Consider the following 25,979-nt stretch of genomic DNA (forward strand, 5'->3'; position numbering starts at 1 on the left):
CATAACGTGTTGAGGTTTTTTTCTATTTGGTTGTTCTACATATATCTCATCAAGGGAACTATCTTTGCCCCACTTTTGTCCATGTTAAATTCTTACCCCACATAAGCATCATATTTGCCTTGTTCATTCTCAATGATTTTAGGAATAATAAGAAAATACATATTGGCTGTGATTTCAATGCTTTTATGACCTAATCGTTCTGTATATATTGTCGTTAATATGAGGCGTTGCTTCTTTCTGACAAAAGGAATCACGAAGAGGACGCGTGATTCCTTGTATTTGTAACTTATATAGTTTAAATGAAATGTTTGTTTGGGAATGAAATGGATTACATATAACTTATTTAGAGGGAATAATGTTGGAAGGAATAAAATGTTTCGAGTTAATAGGCATAAGAGCAAACTTATATTCACCCTGAAAGAACAACGTGGTCTATAAAAATTGTTATTTTCTTTTTTTAAGACTGCGAGTATTGTTTAATTTGGTTAATACATAAATTTCTCATCTTTGCACTGGAGTACGTATTGTAATTTTTATACCAATCTACCGTATAGTCTAAGGTCTGTTGGAGGGACCATTTTGGTTCCCAATTGAGCTTGAATTTCGCTTTACTTATATCAAGGTTTAGGAATGTTGCCTCATGAAATTCTTCTTGATGTACATTTGATGATATCCAATTCCCACATCCCCAAGTCTTTATTATACCGGTAACAAGTTCTTTTACTGAGGCAATATTATTTAATTTTGGACCAAAGTTCCATGCACCAGAAAAAAGGATACCATCTATTAAAATTTTTTCTGTTAGAAGTAAATATCCATTTAAGGGTTCGAGTACATGTTGCCAAGGTCTTATTGCATTAGTATTTCTAATAAAGATTTCTTGATTTGATTCCAATGCTCGTATACAATCAGGAATAATCCTGTCTATTGACCAATCCCCTCCGCCAATTACATTGCCAGCTCGAACACTTGCGATTATTTTTTTATGATGCTCATATTTTTTTTCTGGAAAGTAAGAATTACGGTAGGAAGAAATTAAAAGTTCACAGCATCCTTTGCTAGAGCTATAAAGGTCATATCCGCCTATTGGGTCATTTTCGCGATATCCCCAAACCCATTCACTGTTCTCATAACATTTGTCACTTGTAACTATAATTCCTACTTTAGTTGATTCATGTAAACGAATTGCCTCTAATATATTCATTGTTCCCATAACATTTATATCATACGTGTCTCTAGGATAATCATAGGAATATTTAACAAGTGGTTGTGCGGCTAAATGAAATACAATCTCAGGTTTATATTCTTTGAAAACCTTATTTAATTTATTAAAGTCTCTAATATCCCCACGAATATCAATTATGTCGTTTTGAAGATTTGTTAACATAAAATTATCTTTTTTATTTTTAGGATCTAAAGAATATCCAATTACAGTCGCACCTAATTCTTTTAACCATATGGATAGCCAAGAGCCTTTAAAGCCAGTGTGACCTGTAATTAAAATCTTTTTTCCATGAAATACATTATTAAAGCTATTATTTAACAATTGATTCACACCTTAGAAATAGATTTTCATACATTCAGATATAGATGTGCATTATGTTTATACCAATTAACAGTTTTAATAATACCTTCTTCAATACTTATGCGTGGTTCCCAGGAGAGCATACTTTTAATTTTATTAATATTCGGTTTAGAAATCGTTCGTTCATTAGTTCTATAGGATAATGCACCATAATTGGGTCTGTTATTTGTCTGCAAGTGTTTAAAGAGTAATTCCACATAATGTTTTAAAGAGTAAATTTCGCCACTTCCAATATTAAAAATCTCATTTCGTATAGAATTATTTTCAATTGTTAGCATACAAGCATCTATAATATTATCTATATAGCAGTAATCTCTTAATTGATTACATAAGGTTAAATCTACAGTTCTATTCTGCAATACTTGTAAAATAATATAACAAAAAATTTTATGTGGTTCTTCACCTTCTCCAAATATTCCAAAGGGTCTTAAGGTTATAAGATTAGTATTATTTTCAGCAGCAATTTGGTGAGCAAGTATAGTGGCTGCCGCTTTGCTACTTCCATAAATATCTATTGGTGTTAGTGCCATACCTTCATGAATAGAGTCTGTTTTATTTCCATACTCAGAACTACTTCCAATATTAATAATCTTTTTGCAATCTATAGATTTTGCTGCTTGAATAATATTAATTGTACCTAAAACATTTGTTTCAATGGCATTCATGTAATCTGTATGAGCTGAATTTACCCCATATGCAGCAAGATGAAAAATATAATCGGGACAAATTTGTTTTATAATATTTTGAACTTTCATTTTATCGCGTATATCTACTTCATACAGTTTAATACTTTTTGATACGTCTTTAAGACGCCAAGGGTTCGATGATTCTCTTGTCAAAATAACGATTTTTGCTTGTAATCTTAATAATCTTCGTACTAAATGAGAACCAATAAAACCGTATCCGCCAGTGATAAGAAACGTTTTATTTTCAAAATGATCAATCGTATTCATAGAATTTCATTCGTCTCCTTGAAAAAATTTTTAGGTAAAGGGGATAAATAATTTTACTTAGAAAGTTTTGTAGTAATTGGGGAATAATACCATTTATATAAAAGAGAGAACGGATTTCATCTGAAATGCGATGTAGGGTATTGAAAATAGTTTTTTACTGAGGACTTATCTAATTGTCCAGCAAATAAAGGGGTAAGAGAAAAAACATTTTGAAGTATGCGACATGTATTTTTTATTTTTTCGATATAAGGGATATATATATATTCTAAAATTGATTGATCAATTTCTACATGTTCTTGTTTCCATAAATCAAATTCATTTGGATTAATAATTTTCATACTCCCAAAGTGGAAAGTGATTAATTCATCTTGGTCTATAAAAATCTTACTTTCTGTTTTTGTTATAGAAGAATGATTATTTAAAATTAGATTCCAAGGTGCAGTGTTAATACCCTTTTGAGTCATGATTTTGATATTAGAAAATAAATCAGGGATGTGATTTAAATATTTTTGATCTCCCCATCTATTCATCTCAATATCATATACATCCTTGCAATATTCTAGGCACTTATCTTTCCACCATGTTAAAATATCTTTACTGTTTTGATCATTTTTAAATCCTATTAGGCCCGCCTGATACATACCATGTACATTTTCCAGTTCAGTAGTACCTCTCTGTGGACAAAGAAATACAGAGTACTTCCACCATTCATCTAGAATTATATTAGATTTTGCAAAGAAAAACATATCTGCATCACAGTATATAATGTGATCAACTTCAGAATAATGATTAAGAATATGGAGGCATAGAGGGGCTTTTAACGTCCAACAGTATTCCTGTAAACTTCTTTCATTTTTTATATTTAAGAGTTCTTGATTTTCTATGTCTTTCACATGAATCAGTATAGCATGCTTCAATTTTAGATTTGTTAAAATTTGATAAGTTAAATTATCCATACAACAGATCCATACAGTAAAATTTGTGCCATGGCTTTCAAGTGAATAATAACAAGTCAGACCTTGAATTAAACGTTTTTGACTTATAATCATTGAGTAATTCATAAAATGATTTGATTGATTCATTTTTCTTCTTAATTGTGAATCTTTATATAAAGTTTGCGCTTCATTTATATCTTTAACACTTAATAGTCGCTTTGCTGTTTCACCTAATTTTTCTGTTGATTTTTTGAGAGTAAACTGAATTTGTTCTAAATAGGGGGTATAGATATGGTTTAATATATTATTTGGTATTGAGATTTCACCTAAAGACCAAAGGTCAAAATCCTTTTCATTGAAAATGGTAATGCAAGCAAAATGATATACAACTAGTTTATCTGTTTCGATGTATACCTCACTTTGATTTTTATCAATTTTATAATTGTTATTATAAATACAATTCCATGGTGCAGCATTTATACCTAGATTTCTGGAGATTTTTACTTTTGGAAAATAAATAGGAATAAAATCTAAATATTTTTGGTCACCAAATCTTCCATTATCAGGATTAGCACTACACCAATCTAAGCATTTATCTTTCCACCATCGTACGCTTTTTAATCCGTAGAAATCGTTTTTAAATCCAATTAACCCAGCTTGATATTTCCCATATTTTTCTTCTACCCAGTCACGGTCTCTCTGCGGACAAAGATAAATAGAATTGTCACCCCATTCTTCAAATATCGTATTAGGATCAGAGAAGAAATATAAATCACTATCGCAATAAAGAACAGATGGCAAATCATAATTTACCAATAAATATTCAATAAGTACGGACTTTAAAGTCCAACAATATTCATTGACTGTCCTATTTCGTTTAATGGCTTTCAAATTTGCATCCTCTATATCATCGACCTGTAAGAGATTTACATTATTCAAGTTCATTTCTTTCAATACTGAATACGCAAATGAATCTATACAACAAATCCATAATGTGAATCTTTGTGAATTTTGTATTAAAGATTGTCGCAAGGCAATTGTTTTTAAGACATATTCTGTTCCAACAATGGCACAAAAATGATTTCCGGAGTGGGGCTGTTTATTATAAAATAGAGGGTTGATTTTTTTGATTGTAGATTTTTTAGAATGATTTATATCAGGAGCATCTGAAGTATCTGGGGATAACAGAACATCTTTTTCTATTTTAGAGGGAATATAAAGGCGCGGGTAACTTTCCTTTCTATCGTTAAAATTCAATGTTCATTCATTCCTTTCAACTATTTTTGTTAGGGTTCCAGCTTTCATTTGCGTCTTTAAGATCTTTAGGTGTATCAACGCTAATCCAAAAATCATTGTGCTCATAAACTGAAAGTTCCTTGTTTTTTATTAAATTAAGTAGAGGTTCCTCTTCAAGCATACAATCATTATCATTCAAATAATTAAATATTCCTTTATTAAATACAAAAAAGCCTCCATTTATTACAGTATTAAGTAGGGGTTTTTCCTTAAAATCTATAGCAATCCCATTTTCAACCTGTAATAAACCATATTGACTATTTTTTTTAATGCCAGTTAATGTTGCAGTTTTCCCTTTGTCTTTATGAAATTTTATAAGTTCATTAATATTTATCTTTGCTAATCCGTCACCATAAGTTAATAAAAATATCTCATCCTGTATATGCTTTTCAAGTTTTTTTAATCTGGTTCCGGTCATTGTTTCAAGCCCTGTATCTATAAATTTTATATTCCACTGTTTTGGTTCTTCAAGCAACTGGTAATGATTATTCCTTAAATCTAAATTAAAATCATGTTCTTTCCATATATAGTCCATGAAATATTCTTTGATTTTTTCACCTCCATATCCCAATGGTAGGATGAATTCATAATGCCCAAACCTGCTATACCAATCCATTATATGCCAAATGAGAGGTTTTTCTTGAACTTGAACTAGTGGTTTAGGAATATCTTTGAGAATCCCTTGCATCCTCAGGCCTTTTCCACCACACAAAATTATGACTTTCATAACATATTTGCCACCCTTCTGTTTATATAACTAATTTAAACTATGTGGTACATATATAACTTGTATCCACGTATGTACGGACATTTATAAAAAAAATGAAAATTTTAAAATATGGATTTACCGAATAGTTATGACTTACTCAGACTACTTAAAACAATCTTACTAAAATATGATTCTTTACTAAGAGTCTCGGCCTTTTGACATATAACAGTAATAATATGTACTTTAAATTACTTAATTATTCTTATTACTCAACAGTAAGCAAATAGGGAACTAATAGGTATTAATTTTGATTTTAAGCATATAAGTTTAGAAAGTTTATCTTGGTGGCCAAGGAGTGAGCAGAGTGAACAGGGTAGGAAAAGATGATTTTGTTTCAGGATTTGTACCTAATCATAATCATGGTTCTGTTGATTATACATCTGTTGAGGCGGGGCATGTACATCAATGTTTAGATGTAACCTCTCCGCCAATTTCGGTACAGGACGGAGGACATATACACTATACAGAAGGATATGTAGTATTCGAAGATGGACATACGCATTATTATAAGGCGCACTCAGGGCCAGCTATTCCCGTTGGAAATGGGATGCATGTCCATTATTACGATTTTTATACAACAGAAGATAATGGACATAAACATCGTATTAGGGGAGTGGACCAGCCTGCGCCAGGTAATAAATAAAAAGATATTTTTTAAAAGGAAAACTCACGTCCTAATGAAATGTGAGTTTTTTATTTGTAAGTATCTTTTCTTTACAAAACACTAGATTTACAGTTCTTAATGATGCAGTTTAAGTATGATGGGTATCGTCTATTCATATACATGGTGTAGTAGTGAAATTTTCACAAATGAAGTGGGATTTTAATGACTAACGGACAACAACCAATTCCTGATCATTTTGTCATGGATAAGCAAAGGGCTATGCTGCTTCCGTCGGAATTGAAAGCTGCGCCTTCTGAATCATTAACTGAACAATTATTTATTGAACGCTCTTTAACTGAAAATCGATTTTGGTTACGGATTATGAAGGAACATGCACTTTTTCTTGGTGAAGGATTTAATCGGAAAGCTAAATAAAGATAGTGAAAATGCCACAGTTGAATTGAGAAATTTCAAAAAGGCGGGATTGGAACTTATTCAAACATGCCAAATTCGAAATGTAATTAATCCATTACTAGCTGATCATGTTACAAGAGAAGCTGAGCATTTCTAATTTATGATTCATGTGTTGGAAGAAAGGTTGAAACAAAAACAAATGCAACAATCGATGGAATGAGTGCTTTGTTATCATGATGGATACATACTAGAGTATTCATTTGTTAAAAAAGTCCATTTGATGGTGCGCTTTTTTATCATGCAACAACTCAGGTCATTTTCATCATGAAAAGGTCGGTAATTCTTGTACTAAGGAATGATCGGTCTTTTCTACTCTTACATTACAAACCATGTATGAGGAATATTATTTTTTCTTTTTATATGGGAATTATAGATAAAAAAGGATGGTGAAAATATGACAATTGATCGAATTTGTACAATTGGACCGGCGAGTAATAATAAGGATACTTTGTCTCAGTTAATAAGAAATGGTATGAATATTATCCGCCTTAATTTATCGCATGGTTCCCATGAAAGCCATAAGGAAATAATTCAATTAGTAAAATCTTTAGATGATTCCATCAAAATTTTAGGGGATTTACAAGGGCCCAAGATAAGATTGGGAGTTATTGAAGAAAATGCAGTTACTCTTCAAGCAGGAGATACTTTTACTTTATACATTCATTCTATTTCTGGAAACAAAGAAGAAGCAAGTGTTGATTATCCAGGGATTATTAATGACGTGAAAGTTGGAAATAGAATTCTTATTAATGATGGACAAGTTGAGTTAACGGTTGAAAAGATAAGCGAGGATAAAATAGAAACAAAAGTAAAGGTAGGTGGCGATATAGCTTCTCATAAGGGGGTGAATTTACCAGGTACAATTGTTAGCTTACCAGCTATTACAGAGAAGGATAAAAAAGATATTCAGTTTCTTTTAAGTGAGAACGTTGATTTTATTGCATGCTCATTTGTTAGAAAACCTTCTCATATACAGGAAATCCGGAACTTTATCCGCCTAAAAAATGAAACTTCACCAAATCTAATTGCTAAGGTGGAAACGATGGAGGCCATCGAGAATTTTCAGGAGATATGTAAAGAAGTGGAGGGTATTATGATTGCCAGGGGCGATTTAGGTGTAGAATTACCGTACCAATTTATTCCGCTTTTACAAAAAATGATGATTCATGAGTGTAATCGCACAAATACATATGTGATTACGGCAACGCAAATGCTTCAATCCATGGTGGATTATTCTATTCCTACAAGAGCTGAGGTGACTGATGTATTTCAAGCTGTATTGGATGGAACGAATGCTGTTATGCTTTCTGCTGAAAGTGCATCAGGTGATCATCCGATTGAAAGTATTAAAACATTGCGTCTAGTTTCTGAGTTTGCTGAGCGTGTAAAAAAAGATGCCCCCTTTGTTATGAAAGATGTGCTGGAATTATTACATAAATCCATTTAGTGTATAGAATTGTATGATATTATTTATCACGATTTCTCCATGTTTAGGTAAGGGGAATCGTGATTCTTTAATTTGTTTGGTATAAAGAAAAGAGAGGCGGAAAACGGTATTTTATTAAATAGATAACAAACAGTACCTTGTAATAAACAATAGCAAATGGTATATTATGGGTGACGCAAGTACCTTGCATTGAGTGGTACTGATTGGAAAGGAGGATTATCTTTGAACGTCCAGTTTAAAAAAGGTGTGCTAGAACTTTGTGTACTGGCACTTGTCAAACGAAAAGATTGCTACGGTTATGAGCTCGTTCAGCAAATCTCCAATAAATTTTTAATATCGGAAGGGTCTGTATATCCGTTATTACGTCGATTAACAAAAGAGGGCTATTTTCAAACATATTTAAAAGAATCAACAGAAGGGCCACCGCGTAAATATTATCAATTAACAAATCAAGGCGAAGAACAACTCCATTTACTTGTAACGGATTGGCGTGATTTTGCTAGAGGAGTACAAGAAATTATTGAAGAGGTGTAATGAGATGAACAAAGAACAGTTTCTTCGAGATCTATCAGGACATCTTAGAAAGCTATCAGAAGAAGAAAGACAGGATATTTTATACGATTATGAGGAGCATTTTCAGTTTGGATTAGAGGAAGGGAAGACAGAGGTAGAAATTATAAAAGGACTCGGTTCGCCAAAAGCAATTGCGAAAGAGATGTTGGCGTTATATCGTTTTGATGAGATGAAAAAGGATCCATCTGCTTCAAATATAACAAGAGCTGTAATGGCGGCAATTGGTCTTAGTTTATTAAATTTTATTCTTGTATTAGGTCCTTTAATCGCAATTATAAGTTTTATATTTGCACTTTGGATTGGTGGAGTTGCTAGCGTTGTGGCACCACTATTTGTAGTAATTAAAATCCTAACTGGTACTTTTTTGTGGCTTGAGGTATTCGTGTCTATTACGTTTGTTGGTGTTGGATTATTGTTATGTATAGGTGCCTACTACTGTACAAAATGGTTTAAAAATTTTTGTGTGCGCTATGTCAATTGGAATCTCAAAATGATTAGAGGGGAATAGATGAGATGAAAAAGATATTGTTAGTAGCGGTCGCTTGTATCATCATTGGGGTTGTTGGTATATCACAAACATATTCAAAAACAGTAGATGCGGCGGAAAAGGGAGAAACTGAAAGAGTTATAAAAAATGAAGCAATTAAAAATCTAGAAATTGATTTGGATGCTGGGGATGTTACAGTTCAAAAAGGGGATGATTCTTCTTTTTATATAAAACAATCAGGAAATACTACGAAGCAAAAAATGAGTATTGATGAAAAAGGAGATATATTAAAAGTTCAAGGTAAGATAAAAAAAGGAATTTCATTTGATTTTTCATTTTTATCTTTCGGATTTAAAACGCCAGGTGTAACAATTGTTGTTCCGGAGCGTTCCTATCAAGAAATAAAAGTAAGTTCATCTGCAGGTGAGATAACAGTAAATGATGTGAAAAGTGAACGTGTAGAAGCAACAACGCTTGGTGGAGATGTAGAAATAGAGCGGGTGACAGCGAAGAAAGTGGAAGGATCTTCAAAAGCGGGCGGAATTAAAATGAAAAAAGTAAGTGGAAAAGTTGTTGCGAAAACAACAAGTGGAGATGTGGACGTTATTGATCATGACTCTAAATATGATGTGGAAGCAAGCTCGACTGCAGGAGATGTTGATATTCGTCTACTTGAAAAGCCTCAGGATGCGACTGTAAGTGGGAAGACATTTGCCGGTGAAGTTAAGGTTTTCAAGGAAGAAGAAAGAAATGTAGTAGTAGGGAATGGGAGCGTAAAAATTAGCGGACAAACATCTGCTGGAGACGTGACAATTGAAGCGAATTAAAAAATAGACCAGTTAAACTGGTCTATTTTTTAATGTAAATCACGATATACACCGATTACTTTTCCAATAACAGAGACTTTATCTAAAATGATTGGCTCTAAAGAAGAGTTTTCGGGTTGTAAGCGGAAATGATCTTTTTCTTTGTAAAAACGTTTTACAGTTGCTTCATTATCTTCTGTTAAAGCAACAACGATTTCTCCATTGTATGCAGAATGTTGCTGACGAACAACAACTAAGTCTCCATCCAGAATACCCGCTTCAATCATACTATCTCCAGAGATTCGTAGCATAAACACCTGGTCTGCTCCAGCAACAACGCTTGCAGGAAGCGGGAAGTGTTCTTCTACACTTTCAACTGCTGTAATTGGTAAACCAGCTGTAACTTTTCCGACAATTGGGACTTGAACAACTGATTGTGTGTTTGTTTCGATTCTTACTTCTCCTAAAATTTCAATGGCTCTTGGTTTTGTTGGATCACGTCGAATATAACCTTTTTCTTCTAGACGTGATAAATGTCCGTGCACCGTAGAACTAGAAGCAAGGCCAACCGCTTGACCGATTTCGCGTACGGAAGGTGGATAACCTTTTTCTTGTACTTTTAGTTTAATGAAGTCGAGAATGTCTTGCTGGCGTTTTGTTAACTTTTCCATGTTTTTTAACACCTCGTTTTCTTTCGATTTTCTTACTTATAAGTATAACATGCAAAAAAACATTCTACAAACATAAGTTCGAACAAAAGGGCGATTTGTGATACACTAAAGGGAAAATTGAAATGAGGAAGAAGGTTTTAAAATGAATGCAATCATTTATGCCCGTGTAAGCACAACGAAAGAAGCGCAGGAAACTTCATTATCACGCCAAAAAGATGAATTATTGCATTTAGCTGAGCGGTATCAAATGAATGTTATAAAGGTGATTGAGGAGAAGGCAAGCGGCTATACGATTGAACGAGACGGTATATTAGAAGTGTTAGATATGATTCGAGATGAACAGGTCGATGTGCTTCTCATTCAAGATGAAACGCGGCTTGGAAGAGGGAATGCAAAAATTGCTTTAATGCACTGTTTACATAAAGAAGGAATACAAGTATATACACATACGCATAATGGTGAATTACAGCTTTCTGATTCGGATTCTATGGTGCTAGATATTATTGGTATAGTTGAAGAGTATCAGAGAAAGATTCATAATTTGAAGATTAAACGTGGAATGCAGAGAGCGGTAGAAAGAGGGTTTCGTCCAGAAAAAAACTTAAAAAACCGACATTTAAGTACAGGACGTGAAAAGAAAGAAGTGCCGATTGAAGAAATTGTACGTCTGCGTCGCAATGAATTAACATTTGAGGAAATTGCAGCAACGCTTCGTGGTTTTGGACACGATGTATCTAAAGCAACAGTACATCGCAGGTACGTGGAATACACGAAGCAATTGCTTGATAAACAAGACTAACTATTGTATGATAATAATCAGTTTTAAGTAGAAAGGGGATTCGAGATGCTAAGTCACGAACTCATTGAACGCATTAACTTCTTAGCGAAAAAAGCGAAAGCTGAAGGATTAACTGAAGAAGAACAACGTGAGCGCCAATCGCTCCGTGAACAATATTTAAAAGGATTTCGTCAAAATATGTTAAACGAATTAAAAGGCATTAAAGTCGTTAACGAAGAAGGTAAAGATATTACACCGGCGAAATTAAAAGCATTGAAAAAACAAGATAATACAAAGTTAAATTAAGAGGTGGGCGCAGCCCATCTTTTTTTGATTTTAATAGAATTGTTTATTTGATGACTTTCCAATTATGGTTGGTCTTTGCTTCAATTGTCCCCCGTTCTAATATGTAATTCGCGATAAGCTCAGACATATCAATTGGTATGTCTTTTATGATGGGTTTATTTTGATACATAAAATAATTTCCGCCACCACTTGCGCGATAATTATTCATGACTACGTCATATTCTTGATTAAAGCGAATGGGAGATCCGTTATATTCTAAGGAAACGACTCGTTCACCAACTGGTTTTGAAATGTTTAATATGTATGAAATTCCTTCCCACATATCGTAATTGTAATGCTGTGGTTTTGGTGTAGTGTAAGCGGGATTTACAATAATATCTCCCTCGGTATTTAATGTGAAATATTCAGCTGATAGTTCAAGAGCATCTTTAATATCTTTTCCTGTAATACGTATGACCTTTAATGTATTTGGATAAATATAATTCGATACAATATCTCTCATTGTAATTCGATTTGGAAAGCCAGAAGATTCATTATGAAATAGGCTTGTACAAGAAATGTTGACTCCAGCTACCTCCATTTGTACTTTGTTTATAAATTCAATAAAAGGATTGTCTTGTAAACGTGTTTGCATCGCAGTGTGAATTTGCATGTCACCAATAATGGTGCCGATTGGTTGATCTAGCCATTGTTGCGTTTGATTTTCGTAGTCAGATACAAGTGAAAGTGCTTTTTCGTCTGCTTGAACGCCTTTAACAGACAACAGTTCCGAATGACATTTTTTAATTATCCATCGATTTTTATTTTGTTCTAACTCCACTCGAACTTTTCCTAATGAATGGCCATTAGATCCGGGTTGTACAACTGTTACACCATTTACTTTCGTATTTGCAATAGAGCGATGTTGGTGACCTGTTAGTAATATATCAATACCATCTATTTCTTGGCACATCGCATATCCTTGATTCTCACCGGTTAAAATTTCTATTGGTTCTCCAGATTGTAAATCCCTTTCAAAGCCACCATGATATGCTACGACTAATAAGTCAGGTTGCTCTTGGTTATGAATGAGAGAAACCCATTTTTTTGTTGTTTCTAGTGCATCTTCAAATAGTAAATCTTTAATATGATGTGGCTGCTCCCAATTTGGGATGTAATGTGTTGTAACTCCCAAAATAGCGACTTTTATATTAGGATGTATGTGTTTAATGATATAGGGTTTCCTAAAATAAGGATCCTTTGTATGTTTATTTAAAATATTTGCAGATAGATAAGGCATATTCGCGTTTAATACAGCTTTGTTTAATACATCCATTCCATAGTTGAATTCGTGATTTCCGATAACGGCCGCATCATAACCAATGTAATTCGCGATAAGTGACATTGGGTTGTTTTTATGCTGTATATATTTAGCGTAGTGATAGGTGAATGGAGTTCCCTGTATAAAATCGCCGTTATCGATCGCAATTACATGTTCATGTTGGTTACGCTCTTGTGTGATACGTGTTGCAAGTTTGGCTAATCCTATTTCTGCATTTTCATTATTTTGATAGTGAATCGGATAGACTGTACCATGTACATCGCTTGTTAGTAGAATGTTTATATGAACAATGTTGTTCTTATTCAAGCTTATCAACCTTCTTTTTTTGTTATCTTATGATAAATCATAACAGATAATATAGGTTTGTTTTTTATTGAATGTTTAGAAAATCTAAAATTTATAAAGAAGAAAATGAAAATGTTTTCGGAGTATCGTATGATGACAGGAGGAGGGTATTGTGGCTTTGTAACATGAATTTGTATTTGTTTCAAATGAAAAAGGAGAGCTAAGTTCTGAAGATTTTTCTTGGCATGACAGGGAGTTTTTTTATAAAGATGGAATGGTTGTTGAAGAATGCGTGATATTCAGTGATGAAATTGTTTTGTATGTGTCAGATTTTTTACAGTGGATTCCAACATATAATCCTTTTAAGAAAGAGAAAGGGTTTGGTATCCATTATTGGTATTACAAAAATCGAGAAAGAGGGAGCAGAAATAGCGATCAACCTATTTCGCTCATTAGTCAATCTCTTTTCATTGGGACCTGAAAAAATAGAACTCACAGGCTCATTTCAATGGACGGTATGAACACCTTGTTTTTAATCGAGATATTCTTTGTACAGAGTTAGAGTCTTTAATTAGACTACTCTATAAAGTGAACGCAGGAGAAGGACACCTTTTGCATTTTGGAATTTAATTTTTTATCGAGCGTAGTGCTCAGACATAACAAATGTTAATTTTTTCTAAATAAAGCTGAAATAAAAGAAATAGCAATTGCTATAAATAAAGAAATAATGGCGATAAGTAACGAGAGGATTGCAATGAGACTATATAAATAACCTAATCCTTCACTTGTTATCATTACACCCCGATCAAAATACAGTATGCCAAACGTACCAATGGAGAGAATAAGTATGACAACACCTGGGATGTATTTATGGGGTGATTTTAATTTTACTGAAAGGTAAATAGAACTAATTGTAATAAGGGAAAAAACAATTAAAAAGGTGTAGGAAGCCACTTGTTCACTCATCATTTCTCCTCCCGCAGTTTTTATTTGATATATACGATGAAAATCAATATATATTCATTTCTATCTATATGTTGTGAATAAATGGTAAATAAAGGAGTGGTATGGAGGGGGGCAGAATATTTGCTAAATATTTTTATGAGCCACGTATGAAAATGCAGATAATTCCCTTTATTATCAATAAATGAATAATAAAAAAGTATAGCAGATTGAAACCCTATACATTGTGAAATTAAGTATGTTTTTTGAACAAATTCGAAAAAACATCAACATATTTGTCGATACATGTTGTATAATCTTGCGTGGGAAGCTATCATATAAATGTGTAAAACGTTTACTAATATAAGCGAAGGGAAGAATAGCATGTCACATTCAATCGAACAACTTTCTATCAACACGATTCGCACATTATCCATTGATGCGATTGAAAAAGCAAACTCTGGTCACCCAGGAATGCCAATGGGTGCAGCACCAATGGCTTATACATTATGGACTCAATTTATGAAACATAATCCAAATAACCCAACGTGGTTTAACCGCGATCGTTTCGTATTATCTGCAGGTCATGGTTCAATGTTATTATACAGCCTACTTCATCTATCTGGTTACGACGTAACAATGGATGATTTAAAGAACTTCCGTCAATGGGGAAGCAAAACTCCAGGACATCCTGAGTATGGTCACACAGCAGGCGTAGATGCAACAACTGGTCCGCTTGGACAAGGTATTTCGACAGCTGTTGGTATGGCAATGGCTGAGAGACATTTAGCAGCGAAGTATAACCGTGATGCATACAATGTAGTTGACCATTATACATACGCAATTTGCGGTGATGGCGATTTAATGGAAGGCGTTTCTGCTGAAGCATCTTCATTAGCTGCTCACTTAGGATTAGGTCGACTTGTTGTATTATACGATTCTAATGATATTTCATTAGATGGTGATTTAAATCGTTCATTCTCTGAAAGTGTAGAAGATCGTTATAAAGCATACGGTTGGCAAGTAATCCGTGTTGAGGATGGAAACGATGTTGCAGCAATTGCGAAAGCAATTGAGGAAGCGAAAACTGACGAAAAACGCCCAACGCTAATCGAAGTAAGAACAACAATCGGTTTCGGTTCTCCAAACAAATCAGGAAAATCAGCTTCACACGGTTCTCCACTAGGTGTAGACGAAACAAAATTAACAAAAGAAGCGTATGCTTGGACAGCTGAACAAGACTTCCATGTATCAGAAGAAGTATATGATAACTTCCGTAAAACGGTACAAGATGTTGGCGAAACAGCTCAAGCTGAGTGGAACACAATGCTTGGTGAATATGCACAAGCATATCCAGAATTAGCAAATGAATTACAAACAGCGATGAAGGGTCTTCTTCCAGAAGGTTGGGATCAAAACTTACCAACTTATGAATTAGGATCAAAAACAGCAACTCGTTCTTCTTCAGGTACTGTAATTAACGCGATTGCAGAAGCTGTACCATCATTCTTTGGCGGATCTGCAGACCTTGCTGGTTCTAACAAAACATACATGAATAACGAAAAAGACTTTACAAGAGCTGACTACAGCGGTAAAAATATTTGGTACGGTGTACGTGAGTTCGCAATGGGTGCAGCAATGAACGGTATCGCACTTCATGGCGGCTTAAAAACTTACGGTGGTACGTTCTTCGTATTCTCTGATTACTTACGTCCAGCAATCCGTCTTGCAGCGTTAATGCAATTACCTGTAACATATGTGTTTACACATGACAGCATCGCTGTTGGAGAAGATGGTCCAACGCATGAACCAGTTGAACAATTAGCAGCGCTTCGTGCAATGCCGAATGTATCTGTTATTCGTCCTGCTGATGGTAACGAATCTGTTGCAGCTTGGAAATTAGCGTTAGAATCTACAAACACACCAACTGCATTAGTCTTAACTCGTCAAGATCTTCCAACATTAGAAGGTGCAAAAGACGATACGTATGAAAAAGTAGCAAAAGGTGCATATGTCGTTTCTGCAAGCAAGAAAGAAACAGCTGATGTAATTTTACTTGCAACTGGTTCTGAAGTAAGCTTAGCAATTGAAGCGCAAAAAGCATTAGCAGAAGATGGTGTTGATGCAGCTGTTGTCAGCATGCCATCTATGGATCGCTTTGAAGCGCAATCTGCTGAATATAAAGAATCTGTATTACCAAAAGCAGTAACAAAACGTTTCGCAATTGAAATGGGTGCGACTTTCGGATGGCACCGTTACGTTGGTCTTGAAGGAGATGTACTAGGTATCGATACATTCGGTGCTTCTGCTCCTGGTGAAAAGATCATGGAAGAGTATGGATTCACTGTAGAAAATGTTGTTCGTAAAGTAAAAGAAATGCTTTAATGGTTTGTGAAAAATCTCTCCGGCATGGAGAGATTTTTCTATGTAAATGAGTTTATTCGACAGAAAAAGTTTTTTCTTTCTCCGTAGTCAGACAATCATTGCATATTTTCTTCTATATAATGAAGAGAAAAGGTTGTCCAGAGCGGGAGGGAAAGTATGAAAACGTATGAATTGTATTTAATTCAAGAAGATATTGCGAAGGCATACTTTGGTCGGGAGTATTTGTTTTTTGATTTATTTGCTCGATTTTCAGAATCTGATTCCCTTTCGGAAAAGAAAGTGTTATATAAGCAGATGATGTATATTACGATGCCATTACAAGTAATGAGAATTCACCATAAATTAGAACAGGTTTTACGTAGTTTTGGGAAGTATAATAGAACACATCATACACACATGCTTTATACTGGGGCAGAATACGGCGAAATAACGGTGAAATCACAATATATTCAAATGAGTACATCCGGAAATGTATCGATGGAAACGACTTTCTTTGAGGTTCTCAGGAAATGCGAATTGACATTTTTAGCAATGGATTATGAAAATAAAAAGTATGGTTGGTTAAATCCTCTGAAACAAGCACGAACATATGTGTAAAAAATGTCGAATACAATCTTGTCTTATTGAAAAGGTTTTAGTACACTGTAAGGTAGACAACATGAAGGAGGAAAATATATGTCAATTTGGATAGTTGTTCTAGTGGGCGTATTAGCACTAGTAGCAGGCGTGGCGTTAGGATTTTTCATCGCCCGCAAATATATGATGAATTACTTACAAAAAAATCCACCAATCAATGAACAAATGTTAAAAATGATGATGATGCAAATGGGACAAAAACCATCCCAAAAGAAAATCAATCAAATGATGAGCGCAATGAACAAACAACAAATGAAATAAGCGCTAAAGGGGCACTCGATAAGAGTGCCCTTTTCTTTTGGAAAACTGTAGTGTTTAAAACTTTTAAAAATTCTGTATTTTTGATAAACTGAAAACATCGCTCATTTCAAGGGAGGGGGATATAATGAAGATATTTTTTAATTTAGCGTGGTTTTTTAAACAAGAAAAACGGGCGTACATAACGGGAATTATTTTGTTATTTGGTGTAGCACTTCTTGAGCTTGTTGCACCAAAAGTAATTGGAGTTGTTGTAGACCAAATTAATAACCAAACGCTAACATCTGAAAAGTTGTTACAATGGGTTGTTCTTTTAGTAGTTGTCGGGATTACAATGTATATATTACGTTACATATGGCGTATTATGATTTTTGGGTCTTCTTTAAAGCTCGCGCGCCAATTACGAAAGAAATTATATGAACATTTTACAAACATGAGTCCATCTTTTTATCAATCACATCGTACAGGGGACTTAATGGCCCATGCAACGAATGATATTCAAGCAATCCAACAGACAGCTGGAGCGGGCGTTTTGACGCTTGTTGATTCGTTAGCCGTAGGTGGATGCGTGCTAGTGGCTATGGGGTTTACGATTAGTTGGAAGTTAACATTGTTAAGTTTAATCCCAATGCCGATTGTAGCGATTTCAACTAATTATTATGGTACTTTATTACACAGACGTTTTCATAAAGCACAGCAAGCGTTTTCTGAGATCAATGATAAAGTACAAGAAAGTATGAGTGGAATGAAGGTGATTCGCTCAATTGGTCAAGAAAAGGAAGATTTACAAGCATTTCGAAAAAAGTCAGAAGATGTTGTGCATAAAAATATGTTAGTTGCGCGCATCGATTCATTATTTGATCCAACAATTTCTCTTATTGTCGGTTTTTCATTCTTAATCGCTGTGTGCTATGGATCACTATTAGTTGTTCGCGGAGAACTGACAGTTGGTGAGTTAATTACATTTACAACATATTTAGGGACGCTTGTTTGGCCGATGCTCGCATTTGGTTGGCTGTTTAATATTATGGAACGTGGTCGTGCTTCATATGACCGTGTGGAAAAAATATTATCTCAAACTTCAGATGTTGTGAGCAAAGATGGGGCGGTACATAAAGAGGCAAGCGGTGATATAACGTTTGCAATTGATGCATTTTCCTATAAGAAAAATGAAACTCTCCATTTAGAAGATATTCATTTCACACTGAAAAAGGGTGAAACATTAGGTATTGTTGGCCGCACTGGTGCAGGGAAAACGACATTGTTAAAATGTTTAATCAGGGAATATGATCATTTTAATGGATCGCTGCAAGTTGGTGGGAAAGATATTCGTGATATGACGCTGCATGGCATTCGATCTGCTATTTCGTATGTTCCTCAAGACCATTTCCTATTTTCAGCAAGTATAGGTGAAAATATTGCATTTGGAAAGGCTGATGCTACATATAAAGAAATTGCATGTGCTGCTGATATTGCTTGTATTCATGATGATATTGTTCAATTTCCAGAAGGATACGATACGGTAGTAGGGGAACGAGGAGTGTCTTTATCAGGTGGACAAAAACAAAGGATTTCTATTGCACGTGCTTTACTAACGAATGCTGAAATTTTAATTTTAGATGATTGTTTATCAGCAGTTGATGCAAAGACAGAAGAAACAATTTTAACAGCGCTGAAACGAGAAAGAGAGCAAAAAACAACGATTATTACAGCACATCGGTTAAGTGCTATTCAACATGCAAATCTTATTCTTGTTGTTGATGAAGGGAAAATTGTAGAGCGTGGTACACATGAACAACTAATGAGGCAAGAAGGTTGGTATAAAGAGATGTATGAAAGCCAGCAGTTAGAAGCGTTAGTTGAGAAGGGAGGCATATAATGGCTGAGAAAAAAAGAAGCGATTTATGGCGATTACTTTCTTATATGAAACCATATAAAGGCTTATTGTCACTAGCATTTCTATTTCTAGTTGGTGCAACTGTTACAGAAATGATGGGTCCGTTTTTAATTAAACAGTTTCTTGATGAACATTTAGTTCCGCGTAACTTTGAACAATCAGCACTTGTAACCTTATTTGTTGTATATATGATTGCTCATCTATTAAAGGTTTTATTTACGTATTTAAATTTATTATATTTCCAAAATATAGCTTTCAAAATTGTGCAAGATATGCGAGTGGAAGTGTATGAACATGTACAACGGTTGTCATTAAGCTTTTTTGACCGTACACCAATTGGTACCCTCGTATCTCGTATAACAAATGATACAGAAGCAATTAAAGATTTCTATGTGAGTGTGTTATCAACATTTGTAAAAAATGTAGTATTTTTAATTGGAATTTTAGTGGCTATGTTTTTACTTAATGTGAAACTTGCATTGTTTTCTCTTTTATTAATTCCAATTATGTTGACGATTATGACCATGTATCGCAGGAAAAGCTCTGTTTTTTATTTAGAACTTCGCAATCAATTAAGTATTTTAAATGCAAAGCTTAATGAATCGATTCAAGGGATGAACATTGTGCAAGTGTTTCGTCAAGAAAAACGGATGCGAAAAGAATTTGAAGAAGTGAATAATAAGCATTACAGTGCTGGGCGCCGTACGTTAAAATTAGATGCATTGTTTTTACGACCGGCAACAGATTTTGTTCATATTGTGGCGATTGCATTGGTGCTCGCATTATTTGGAATTGACGCTTTGAATAGTCCAGTTGAAGTTGGGGTATTATATGCTTTTGTTAACTATATTCATCGTTTTTTCCAACCTGTAAATGAAATGATGATGAAATTATCTTTCTTCCAACAAGCACTTGTTTCTTCATCACGTGTCTTTCATTTGATGGATGAAAAAGATTTAGCGCCTGTTCAACAAGGGAATGGAGAGCCGAAAGTACATGAAGGAGAAATTGAATTTAAAGATGTTACATTTTCATACGACGGAAAACGTGATGTTTTAAAAAATGTATCTTTTCATGTAAAACCTGGGCAAACAGTTGCTTTTGTTGGACATACTGGAAGTGGGAAAAGTACAATTATGAACTTGTTGATGCGGTTTTATGATATTAAAGCGGGTCATATTTTAATAGACGGTGTAAACTTAGAAAAGTTTGAAGAGAAGGAAATTCGAAAGAGAATTGGGCTCGTATTGCAAGATGCCTTCTTGTTTGCCGGAAATGTGAAACAAAACATTCGCATGTATAATGAAAGTATTACGGATGAAGAAATAAAAGAAGCAGCACGTTTTGTTCAAGCAAATACGTTTATTGAAAAGTTACCAGAACAGTATGATACAGAAGTAGTAGAAAGGGGAGCGGCATTCTCAAGTGGACAAAGGCAACTCATCGCGTTTGCTAGAACGATTGCGACAAATCCGAAAGTATTGGTATTAGATGAAGCAACGGCCAATATTGATACAGAAACGGAAGAGGCCATTCAAACAGCGTTGCAGCGTATGCGAAAAGGTAGAACAACAATTGCGATTGCACATCGCTTATCTACTATTCAAGATTCTGACCAAATCTTTGTTATGCATGATGGAGAAATTATAGAAAGAGGAACACATCAAGAGTTACTGAGTAAGCAAGGATTATATTACAATATGTATTTACTTCAGAATAAAGGAAGCCTTCAGAAAGCCTTGTAGTATTAAGGTTTTGAAGGCCTCTTTTTTATTCTTTTAAAAATGATCACATTGCTGTAATTTCTGTTATGCCTCACATACTGAATTCGTAGTGATACTCTGTTCTTTCGATACATACACCAAATTCTAAATCATCACCAACTAAAACAAAATCTTCAGCACCATTTAAGAACGTTGAAATTATTGATATTTCTTCTAAGTTATTAAATTGTTCATTTTCTAGTGGGTTTTTTAAATTCAGCATTATTACCGATATAGTGTGTGAGATTTTTGTTGAGAAACATTCGTATTTGTTATGAGTGAAAGGAATTAGGGAGCATAGGAAGAATATCGTTTATAAAGAATAAGAAGATGCTGTCAAACTATCATACTTATGAATTGAATAAATATGACTCTTAGAAACTTTAGAAGAAAATGAGATTTGGAAATAATAGCAGTTATTGTATTGCAACAGCATAGTAATCTATAAACTTTGCATCATCTTTCTGAAAAAAGGAGGGGTTATTATGCGAGCATTTAAAAGATGTATGGTGTTGATTACTGCATTTATTTTACTCGTTACTACTTTTGCTATTACAACTGCTGAGGCGAATGTTGTATCAACTTACAGAGAAGCACTTCCACCAAAAGAAACATTTACTCCGGGAGATTGGTTTTTAGGTGAGAAGCCTTTAAATTATGATGAAAATAGGTCCCCTATTGTTTTTGTACAAGGGAGAAATGGAAGTGCGGATAGTTGGTATGGAAAAACAGTTTATCATGATACAAATGATATGTATGATTATGCTTATCGTGCAGGGTATCAAACTGTGTTTGTTCAACTATACGATGCAGCTGGAAAGGGATCTGCAAGTCAGTGGGATAATGGTAAACTGTTGGCTGCAAAGCTAGAAGAGATTTATAATCATTTTGGTAAAAAAGTGAATATTGTGGCTCATAGTAAAGGTGGAATTGACACTCAAGCAGCACTCATTCAATATGGTGCGAATCGTTTTGTAGGAAAAGTCATTACACTGGCTTCGCCGCATTATGGATCAAATTTAGCAGACTTATCGTATAGTTGGTGGGCTGGTTGGCTGGCTTCATTACTCGGACAAAGAGACGATGGCACTTATTCTTTACAAACAGGTGAAATGGCACAATTTCGTTCCGTAATAGATAGCAATCCAAATGTTAAATTAAATCGTTACTATACAGTTGCAGGTACAAGTTGGGGACCGGCTTTCTCTGCTCTATCTTTAGGTGGGCTATATCTTTCCGCGTATGGCTCCAATGATGGATTAGTGAATGAATGGAGTACAAAATTACCTTATGGAACACACTTATTTACCGATTCTAGATTTGATCATGATGATATACGAAAAGGTTCGGCGGTGTTTTCTCGAATTGAACCGTATTTACGTACTTCTACCGCCACGTTCGTTCCTGATACTTTAAATAATAATGATAGAGAATTTGTTAATGATTTAAATACTACTTCTAATCAAACCGTTTTAGGTGGAGAACTAATACAGAATAAATGGATTGATCAAACGTTTGCTGTAGATACAAAAACAGAGGGCGTTGTCTCGGTGTTAACAGCATCTTCAGAAGTGAAAATACAACTTATTTCTCCGTCGGGAAAAGTATATACAAACGAAGATAGTAAGGTCACGATAGGAGATGAAACTTCCTACTTTAAGGGTGCGTCTATTCGGACATTTAAAATAAATCGAATGGAAATAGGGGAATGGCATGTTAAACTAATGACAGCACATGCAAAAGATGCTTATATGATTGTTAGTGATTATAAGCAAAAAGCACCGTTTACTTTGAAAATGCCAGGGAAAATCAAAGCTGATAAAGTTGAATTTCAATTGAAACAATCTACTAAAGAACTAGGAAAACAAGAGGATCTTTCTTTCACTGTCCGAGTTGTTGATCGAGAAGGGAATTTAGTATCGCAATCGAATCAGCTGCAAAGGTTAGATGAGGCTGCATTCACAGGCCTTTTGAATCATATTAAAAAGTCAGATGTATATAATGTGACGATTGATATTAAAGGTATTAACTCAGAAGGTAAAGCTTATACTCGTACGATTGTACGTTCGGTGTATATTGAAAAATAAAAAGTATGGAGGCATTACAGTTTAAAGCTTATTTTATGATTCAATTATTGAGTATATTCTTTTCAAAAAGATATAGAAATATGGAAAGAAAATGGATTATAGTAAATAATCAGGTCTAAATGTAGTAAGGCAAAGAATTATAAATTAAAATATATATTTACTTCAAAATACAAGAGGTCTTCAGGAAAAACTGCGAGAACAAGGTTTTCCTGAAGGCTTTTTTATACTATCATATCTGATTATCGATATTTTCACTCTACTTTTAAAAATTCAATATGTATTCTATCAACTTCAATTTCAACATATTTGTTAAACCATTTGCTATATTCCGAGAGATACCCATTGCTATCTGTGATAAGTATTTCCACATCGATAAAATCCTGATTCAAAATTCCTTTTATACGATATTTGAAAAAAATGGTTGATTCCTCTTAAGTTCTTAACTCCTCGTCTCCCTTCATGTATTACAATGTCATCAAGAACTGTAATGTCTAGAATGATTGGATAACTTTTTCCTTCTTCAATTTTATATGGACAAATAGTAGAAAAGCCTGTAACTATTATGCCGTTAATATTTAATGTGATTTCTTCTTCAACTAGTCCATCAATTTTTCTGTATATGCTAAATATTTCATATATTTTCCTCCTGTCATGAATCAGATGAAGGATAACTTGTTCACTTTCCTATCGAAGGAATATTTGAGTGTATTGGGATAGATGAAGTTTTTAAATGTAGTTTATCCCGCATTAACGGGCAGTAAGACTCCTACCTCAAAATTCAGCGAAAGCAAAGAAGTTAGGAGAGAGATTAACTGCCCATAAAAGTCCGATTGGTGAGGGGGAATAATCAGTGGGGGCGTATATTTCTAGATTTCAAGTTACCTTCATTTTATATAGTGAATAAAGTGTACAAAGTATATCCAAATTTTACAGAGAGTTATTTTAATACGTAGTATAATAGAATAAAATTGATTTTAAAAGTTTAGGTAATATTTTACTAAGCCATAAAGGAGAAAAAAGATGGAATATGTACTTATATGTGTAATTTTAGCTTTATTAGCTGGAGTATTTGTACTGTTTTATAAGAATAAACAGTTAGAATCAGAAAACCAACAAGTGGAATTTGAAAAGACAAAGTCAATAGAAAACTATCAAAGTGAGATGGCTGCAGCTGTAGCGGATTATGAAGAAAAGCAGGAGACATTAAAAAACATAGAGCGTAAAAAGTACAATAATTTAAAAGAGAGTGCAGCTAGAGAAGTAGAAAACATGAGAGTGATGAAGAATCAATTAGCGATGCAGCATAGTAAAGAGCGTAGTGAAATGCAACAGAAACACAGTAATGAGGTACATATGTTACAAGATCTAATTACAGAATTAAGAGCGTATTCTAGAAATGGTGAAGAAATGAATACGCATGAAATATTACATTATATGAAACGGGGATTTGTTCAGGAAGGAATCATAACTGAAGACGAACTACATATTATTCCAAATGTATTTCTTCCCAAAGTACATAGTAGAAGAGAAAATAAAATGGGGAATACTCGAGTTGATCATATATTGTTATCGACAACCGGAATATATGTAATTGAGACAACAGAATGGCAAGGAAGAATGATACACGGATTGACGAAAGAAAATGCAGGGGTATATTCATTTATGATTGATGAGATTGGTAAGTATCAAAATGAATATGAGAAGGAAGAGACATTTGTTTTTATGAAAAAGGGAGATTCAATGACTCTAATGGTAGAAAACGTAGGAAACCCTGTTTATAAAGCAAAACATCTTTCAACAATTGTATATGATTACTTGAAAGAGGTTCATTCGCAAGCTCTAAAAGAAGAAGTTAAGCCCACTGTATATTTCGGTAATGAGACAAATGGAAGTGGAAATGAAATGATCGATCTTTCCAATGAAGTACTTCCGAGGTTGAAGGATAGAGAGCAACTTGTTACGTATTTTAGAAAGGAAAGATTGGAAGGGAAAGTACTATATACAGTGCAAGAATTACAAGGGATAAAAGAAATGATTGAATGTATGGGAGAAGTGAAGTTGTAAAAAATCTGATGTGATAAAGGTGATTTTTCATTGGGAGCGTATAGAGATTTTTTATTGCGGGCAACATTGTATGTTTATGTTTTTTTATATTTGTTTATATGTATCGCTTTCATATTCATCATTGGCATGACTCATTCGTCTTATAATACTGTGAGTATTTTAGTGGTATCAATTCCGTTTATTCTTTTACTGGCTCTTCAGTGGATCGTTTTTCACTTTTCTGGTGGTAATAATAAGGGAATATTTAAAAGTATTACAATTGTGGGAGCGGTATTATTCAGTATTTGTATCGTACAACTAGGTGTAAATGGGTATAATTCAAAGTTTCAAACAGATAGATGGCTAAAAGATGAATGGAAACGAGTATATATGATAGATGATCTTCTAACGAAACATAAACTAGTGGGAAAACCTAAGAAAGAGATTGTACAATTGTTAGGAAAACCAACTGAGACAAGGCGTTTTGAGGAAATGAATCAAACTGTTTATTACCTTGGAGATGAAAGAGGGTCTATTTCTATAGATAGTGAATGGCTCATTCTTCAATTTGATAATGATGATAAGGTGGTAGAGTATAGGTTATATAAAGATTGAAATGAAAAGCAGAAGATCATTATGAGTTATGGTCTTCTGTTTTTTTGTTAATGAATGTAAAAA

The 25,979-nt window shown here is 34.0% G+C and carries 23 protein-coding genes and 1 pseudogene; 16 read left to right on the forward strand and 8 right to left on the reverse strand.

Annotated elements, in window-relative coordinates:
- Positions 1 to 457 precede the first annotated feature (457 nt).
- From rfbG to ACM6HU_RS25490, 4 genes are all read right to left on the reverse strand, one after another.
- Entirely contained in the window at positions 458 to 1,546 is a 1,089-nt protein-coding gene (gene rfbG / locus ACM6HU_RS25475) for a CDP-glucose 4,6-dehydratase (protein WP_077294941.1), read from the reverse strand.
- Between the two features lie 26 nt (positions 1,547 to 1,572).
- Positions 1,573 to 2,538 (reverse strand): NAD-dependent epimerase/dehydratase family protein, encoded by a 966-nt coding sequence (locus tag ACM6HU_RS25480; RefSeq protein ID WP_016115792.1) that lies wholly within the window; start codon positions 2,536 to 2,538, stop codon positions 1,573 to 1,575.
- Between the two features lie 116 nt (positions 2,539 to 2,654).
- Entirely contained in the window at positions 2,655 to 4,730 is a 2,076-nt protein-coding gene (locus tag ACM6HU_RS25485) for a glycosyl transferase (RefSeq protein ID WP_414848511.1), read from the reverse strand.
- Between the two features lie 16 nt (positions 4,731 to 4,746).
- The gene (locus tag ACM6HU_RS25490) at positions 4,747 to 5,496 is read right to left on the reverse strand and encodes a sugar phosphate nucleotidyltransferase (RefSeq protein ID WP_016131845.1); all 750 of its coding nucleotides are present in this window, start codon (positions 5,494 to 5,496) and stop codon (positions 4,747 to 4,749) included.
- Positions 5,497 to 5,842: 346 nt separating this feature from the next.
- On the opposite strand from ACM6HU_RS25490, the gene ACM6HU_RS25495 reads away from it, so the two are divergent.
- The 6 genes and pseudogenes from ACM6HU_RS25495 (at position 5,843) to ACM6HU_RS25520 (ending at position 9,950) form a co-directional block, all read left to right on the forward strand.
- A complete protein-coding gene (locus ACM6HU_RS25495; RefSeq protein ID WP_016115789.1) occupies positions 5,843 to 6,181 on the forward strand; it encodes a YmaF family protein in 339 nt (112 codons plus the stop codon).
- A 183-nt stretch (positions 6,182 to 6,364) separates the two neighbouring features.
- Positions 6,365 to 6,710 (forward strand): annotated as a pseudogene (locus ACM6HU_RS25500) (DUF2935 domain-containing protein); the annotation flags it as partial.
- A 300-nt stretch (positions 6,711 to 7,010) separates the two neighbouring features.
- Positions 7,011 to 8,063: a pyruvate kinase gene (locus tag ACM6HU_RS25505; RefSeq protein WP_016131842.1), complete on the forward strand. Its 1,053-nt coding sequence runs from the start codon at positions 7,011 to 7,013 to the stop codon at positions 8,061 to 8,063.
- 222 nt (positions 8,064 to 8,285) lie between these two features.
- Positions 8,286 to 8,597 (forward strand): PadR family transcriptional regulator, encoded by a 312-nt coding sequence (locus ACM6HU_RS25510; protein ID WP_003199239.1) that lies wholly within the window; start codon positions 8,286 to 8,288, stop codon positions 8,595 to 8,597.
- A gap of 4 nt (positions 8,598 to 8,601) precedes the next feature.
- Positions 8,602 to 9,144 (forward strand): DUF1700 domain-containing protein, encoded by a 543-nt coding sequence (locus ACM6HU_RS25515; RefSeq protein ID WP_016131841.1) that lies wholly within the window; start codon positions 8,602 to 8,604, stop codon positions 9,142 to 9,144.
- A gap of 5 nt (positions 9,145 to 9,149) precedes the next feature.
- On the forward strand, positions 9,150 to 9,950 hold the full coding sequence (locus tag ACM6HU_RS25520) for a DUF4097 family beta strand repeat-containing protein (RefSeq protein ID WP_016131840.1): 801 nt from the start codon (positions 9,150 to 9,152) through the stop codon (positions 9,948 to 9,950).
- 29 nt (positions 9,951 to 9,979) lie between these two features.
- Here ACM6HU_RS25520 and lexA read toward each other — a convergent pair whose 3' ends face one another.
- The gene (gene lexA / locus ACM6HU_RS25525; RefSeq protein ID WP_016115782.1) at positions 9,980 to 10,600 is read right to left on the reverse strand and encodes a transcriptional repressor LexA; all 621 of its coding nucleotides are present in this window, start codon (positions 10,598 to 10,600) and stop codon (positions 9,980 to 9,982) included.
- A gap of 142 nt (positions 10,601 to 10,742) precedes the next feature.
- Between lexA and ACM6HU_RS25530 the strand changes: the two genes are divergently transcribed.
- Complete coding sequence (locus ACM6HU_RS25530) at positions 10,743 to 11,399, forward strand: recombinase family protein (RefSeq protein WP_016115781.1); 657 nt, start codon at positions 10,743 to 10,745, stop codon at positions 11,397 to 11,399.
- 45 nt (positions 11,400 to 11,444) lie between these two features.
- Positions 11,445 to 11,684 carry a DUF896 domain-containing protein gene (locus ACM6HU_RS25535; protein ID WP_016115780.1) on the forward strand — a complete coding sequence of 80 codons (240 nt, stop codon included), beginning with the start codon at positions 11,445 to 11,447 and terminating at the stop codon, positions 11,682 to 11,684.
- Between the two features lie 43 nt (positions 11,685 to 11,727).
- Here ACM6HU_RS25535 and ACM6HU_RS25540 read toward each other — a convergent pair whose 3' ends face one another.
- Positions 11,728 to 13,311, reverse strand: a complete 1,584-nt coding sequence (locus ACM6HU_RS25540) for a bifunctional metallophosphatase/5'-nucleotidase (protein WP_414848512.1) — start codon at positions 13,309 to 13,311, stop codon at positions 11,728 to 11,730.
- Between the two features lie 645 nt (positions 13,312 to 13,956).
- A complete protein-coding gene (locus tag ACM6HU_RS25545) occupies positions 13,957 to 14,256 on the reverse strand; it encodes a hypothetical protein (protein WP_016115777.1) in 300 nt (99 codons plus the stop codon).
- A gap of 360 nt (positions 14,257 to 14,616) precedes the next feature.
- Here ACM6HU_RS25545 and tkt point away from each other — a divergent pair, with 360 nt between their 5' ends.
- The 5 genes from tkt (at position 14,617) to ACM6HU_RS25570 (ending at position 21,153) form a co-directional block, all read left to right on the forward strand.
- Entirely contained in the window at positions 14,617 to 16,617 is a 2,001-nt protein-coding gene (gene tkt / locus ACM6HU_RS25550) for a transketolase (protein ID WP_414848513.1), read from the forward strand.
- Between the two features lie 156 nt (positions 16,618 to 16,773).
- A complete protein-coding gene (gene sirA, locus ACM6HU_RS25555; protein ID WP_016115775.1) occupies positions 16,774 to 17,214 on the forward strand; it encodes a sporulation inhibitor of replication protein SirA in 441 nt (146 codons plus the stop codon).
- Between the two features lie 78 nt (positions 17,215 to 17,292).
- Positions 17,293 to 17,514, forward strand: a complete 222-nt coding sequence (locus ACM6HU_RS25560) for a YneF family protein (RefSeq protein ID WP_414848514.1) — start codon at positions 17,293 to 17,295, stop codon at positions 17,512 to 17,514.
- A 124-nt stretch (positions 17,515 to 17,638) separates the two neighbouring features.
- Positions 17,639 to 19,390: an ABC transporter transmembrane domain-containing protein gene (locus ACM6HU_RS25565; RefSeq protein ID WP_414848515.1), complete on the forward strand. Its 1,752-nt coding sequence runs from the start codon at positions 17,639 to 17,641 to the stop codon at positions 19,388 to 19,390.
- On the forward strand, positions 19,390 to 21,153 hold the full coding sequence (locus tag ACM6HU_RS25570) for an ABC transporter ATP-binding protein (RefSeq protein WP_016131836.1): 1,764 nt from the start codon (positions 19,390 to 19,392) through the stop codon (positions 21,151 to 21,153). Before ACM6HU_RS25565 ends, ACM6HU_RS25570 begins: the two co-directional genes overlap by 1 nt.
- A 70-nt stretch (positions 21,154 to 21,223) precedes the next feature.
- On the opposite strand, the gene ACM6HU_RS25575 is transcribed toward ACM6HU_RS25570, so the two are convergent.
- Positions 21,224 to 21,394, reverse strand: coding sequence for a hypothetical protein (locus tag ACM6HU_RS25575; RefSeq protein WP_414848521.1), 171 nt, complete (start codon positions 21,392 to 21,394; stop codon positions 21,224 to 21,226).
- Positions 21,395 to 21,656: 262 nt separating this feature from the next.
- Between ACM6HU_RS25575 and ACM6HU_RS25580 the strand changes: the two genes are divergently transcribed.
- The 3 genes from ACM6HU_RS25580 (at position 21,657) to ACM6HU_RS25590 (ending at position 25,916) form a co-directional block, all read left to right on the forward strand.
- Positions 21,657 to 23,258 (forward strand): esterase/lipase family protein, encoded by a 1,602-nt coding sequence (locus tag ACM6HU_RS25580; RefSeq protein ID WP_016131835.1) that lies wholly within the window; start codon positions 21,657 to 21,659, stop codon positions 23,256 to 23,258.
- A gap of 1,020 nt (positions 23,259 to 24,278) precedes the next feature.
- On the forward strand, positions 24,279 to 25,322 hold the full coding sequence (locus ACM6HU_RS25585) for a nuclease-related domain-containing protein (protein WP_016131834.1): 1,044 nt from the start codon (positions 24,279 to 24,281) through the stop codon (positions 25,320 to 25,322).
- A 30-nt stretch (positions 25,323 to 25,352) separates the two neighbouring features.
- The gene (locus ACM6HU_RS25590; protein ID WP_016131833.1) at positions 25,353 to 25,916 is read left to right on the forward strand and encodes a hypothetical protein; all 564 of its coding nucleotides are present in this window, start codon (positions 25,353 to 25,355) and stop codon (positions 25,914 to 25,916) included.
- Positions 25,917 to 25,979 lie beyond the last annotated feature (63 nt).

This window comes from Bacillus sp. IT-79MI2 (genome assembly GCF_949768135.1).
Lineage (GTDB): Bacteria > Bacillota > Bacilli > Bacillales > Bacillaceae_G > Bacillus_A > Bacillus_A pseudomycoides.

Bases quoted from the DNA above. Each gene is read 5' to 3' on its own strand.
- ACM6HU_RS25480 (WP_016115792.1), bottom strand. From the start codon at position 2,538: ATGAATACGATTGATCATTTTGAAAATAAAACGTTTCTTATCACTGGC.
- ACM6HU_RS25490 (WP_016131845.1), bottom strand. From the start codon at position 5,496: ATGAAAGTCATAATTTTGTGTGGTGGAAAAGGCCTGAGGATGCAAGGG.
- ACM6HU_RS25505 (WP_016131842.1), top strand. From the start codon at position 7,011: ATGACAATTGATCGAATTTGTACAATTGGACCGGCGAGTAATAATAAG.
- ACM6HU_RS25515 (WP_016131841.1), top strand. From the start codon at position 8,602: ATGAACAAAGAACAGTTTCTTCGAGATCTATCAGGACATCTTAGAAAG.
- ACM6HU_RS25520 (WP_016131840.1), top strand. From the start codon at position 9,150: ATGAAAAAGATATTGTTAGTAGCGGTCGCTTGTATCATCATTGGGGTT.
- lexA (WP_016115782.1), bottom strand. From the start codon at position 10,600: ATGGAAAAGTTAACAAAACGCCAGCAAGACATTCTCGACTTCATTAAA.
- ACM6HU_RS25530 (WP_016115781.1), top strand. From the start codon at position 10,743: ATGAATGCAATCATTTATGCCCGTGTAAGCACAACGAAAGAAGCGCAG.
- ACM6HU_RS25535 (WP_016115780.1), top strand. From the start codon at position 11,445: ATGCTAAGTCACGAACTCATTGAACGCATTAACTTCTTAGCGAAAAAA.
- ACM6HU_RS25545 (WP_016115777.1), bottom strand. From the start codon at position 14,256: ATGAGTGAACAAGTGGCTTCCTACACCTTTTTAATTGTTTTTTCCCTT.
- tkt (WP_414848513.1), top strand. From the start codon at position 14,617: ATGTCACATTCAATCGAACAACTTTCTATCAACACGATTCGCACATTA.
- sirA (WP_016115775.1), top strand. From the start codon at position 16,774: ATGAAAACGTATGAATTGTATTTAATTCAAGAAGATATTGCGAAGGCA.
- ACM6HU_RS25560 (WP_414848514.1), top strand. From the start codon at position 17,293: ATGTCAATTTGGATAGTTGTTCTAGTGGGCGTATTAGCACTAGTAGCA.
- ACM6HU_RS25565 (WP_414848515.1), top strand. From the start codon at position 17,639: ATGAAGATATTTTTTAATTTAGCGTGGTTTTTTAAACAAGAAAAACGG.
- ACM6HU_RS25570 (WP_016131836.1), top strand. From the start codon at position 19,390: ATGGCTGAGAAAAAAAGAAGCGATTTATGGCGATTACTTTCTTATATG.
- ACM6HU_RS25575 (WP_414848521.1), bottom strand. From the start codon at position 21,394: ATGCTGAATTTAAAAAACCCACTAGAAAATGAACAATTTAATAACTTA.
- ACM6HU_RS25580 (WP_016131835.1), top strand. From the start codon at position 21,657: ATGCGAGCATTTAAAAGATGTATGGTGTTGATTACTGCATTTATTTTA.
- ACM6HU_RS25585 (WP_016131834.1), top strand. From the start codon at position 24,279: ATGGAATATGTACTTATATGTGTAATTTTAGCTTTATTAGCTGGAGTA.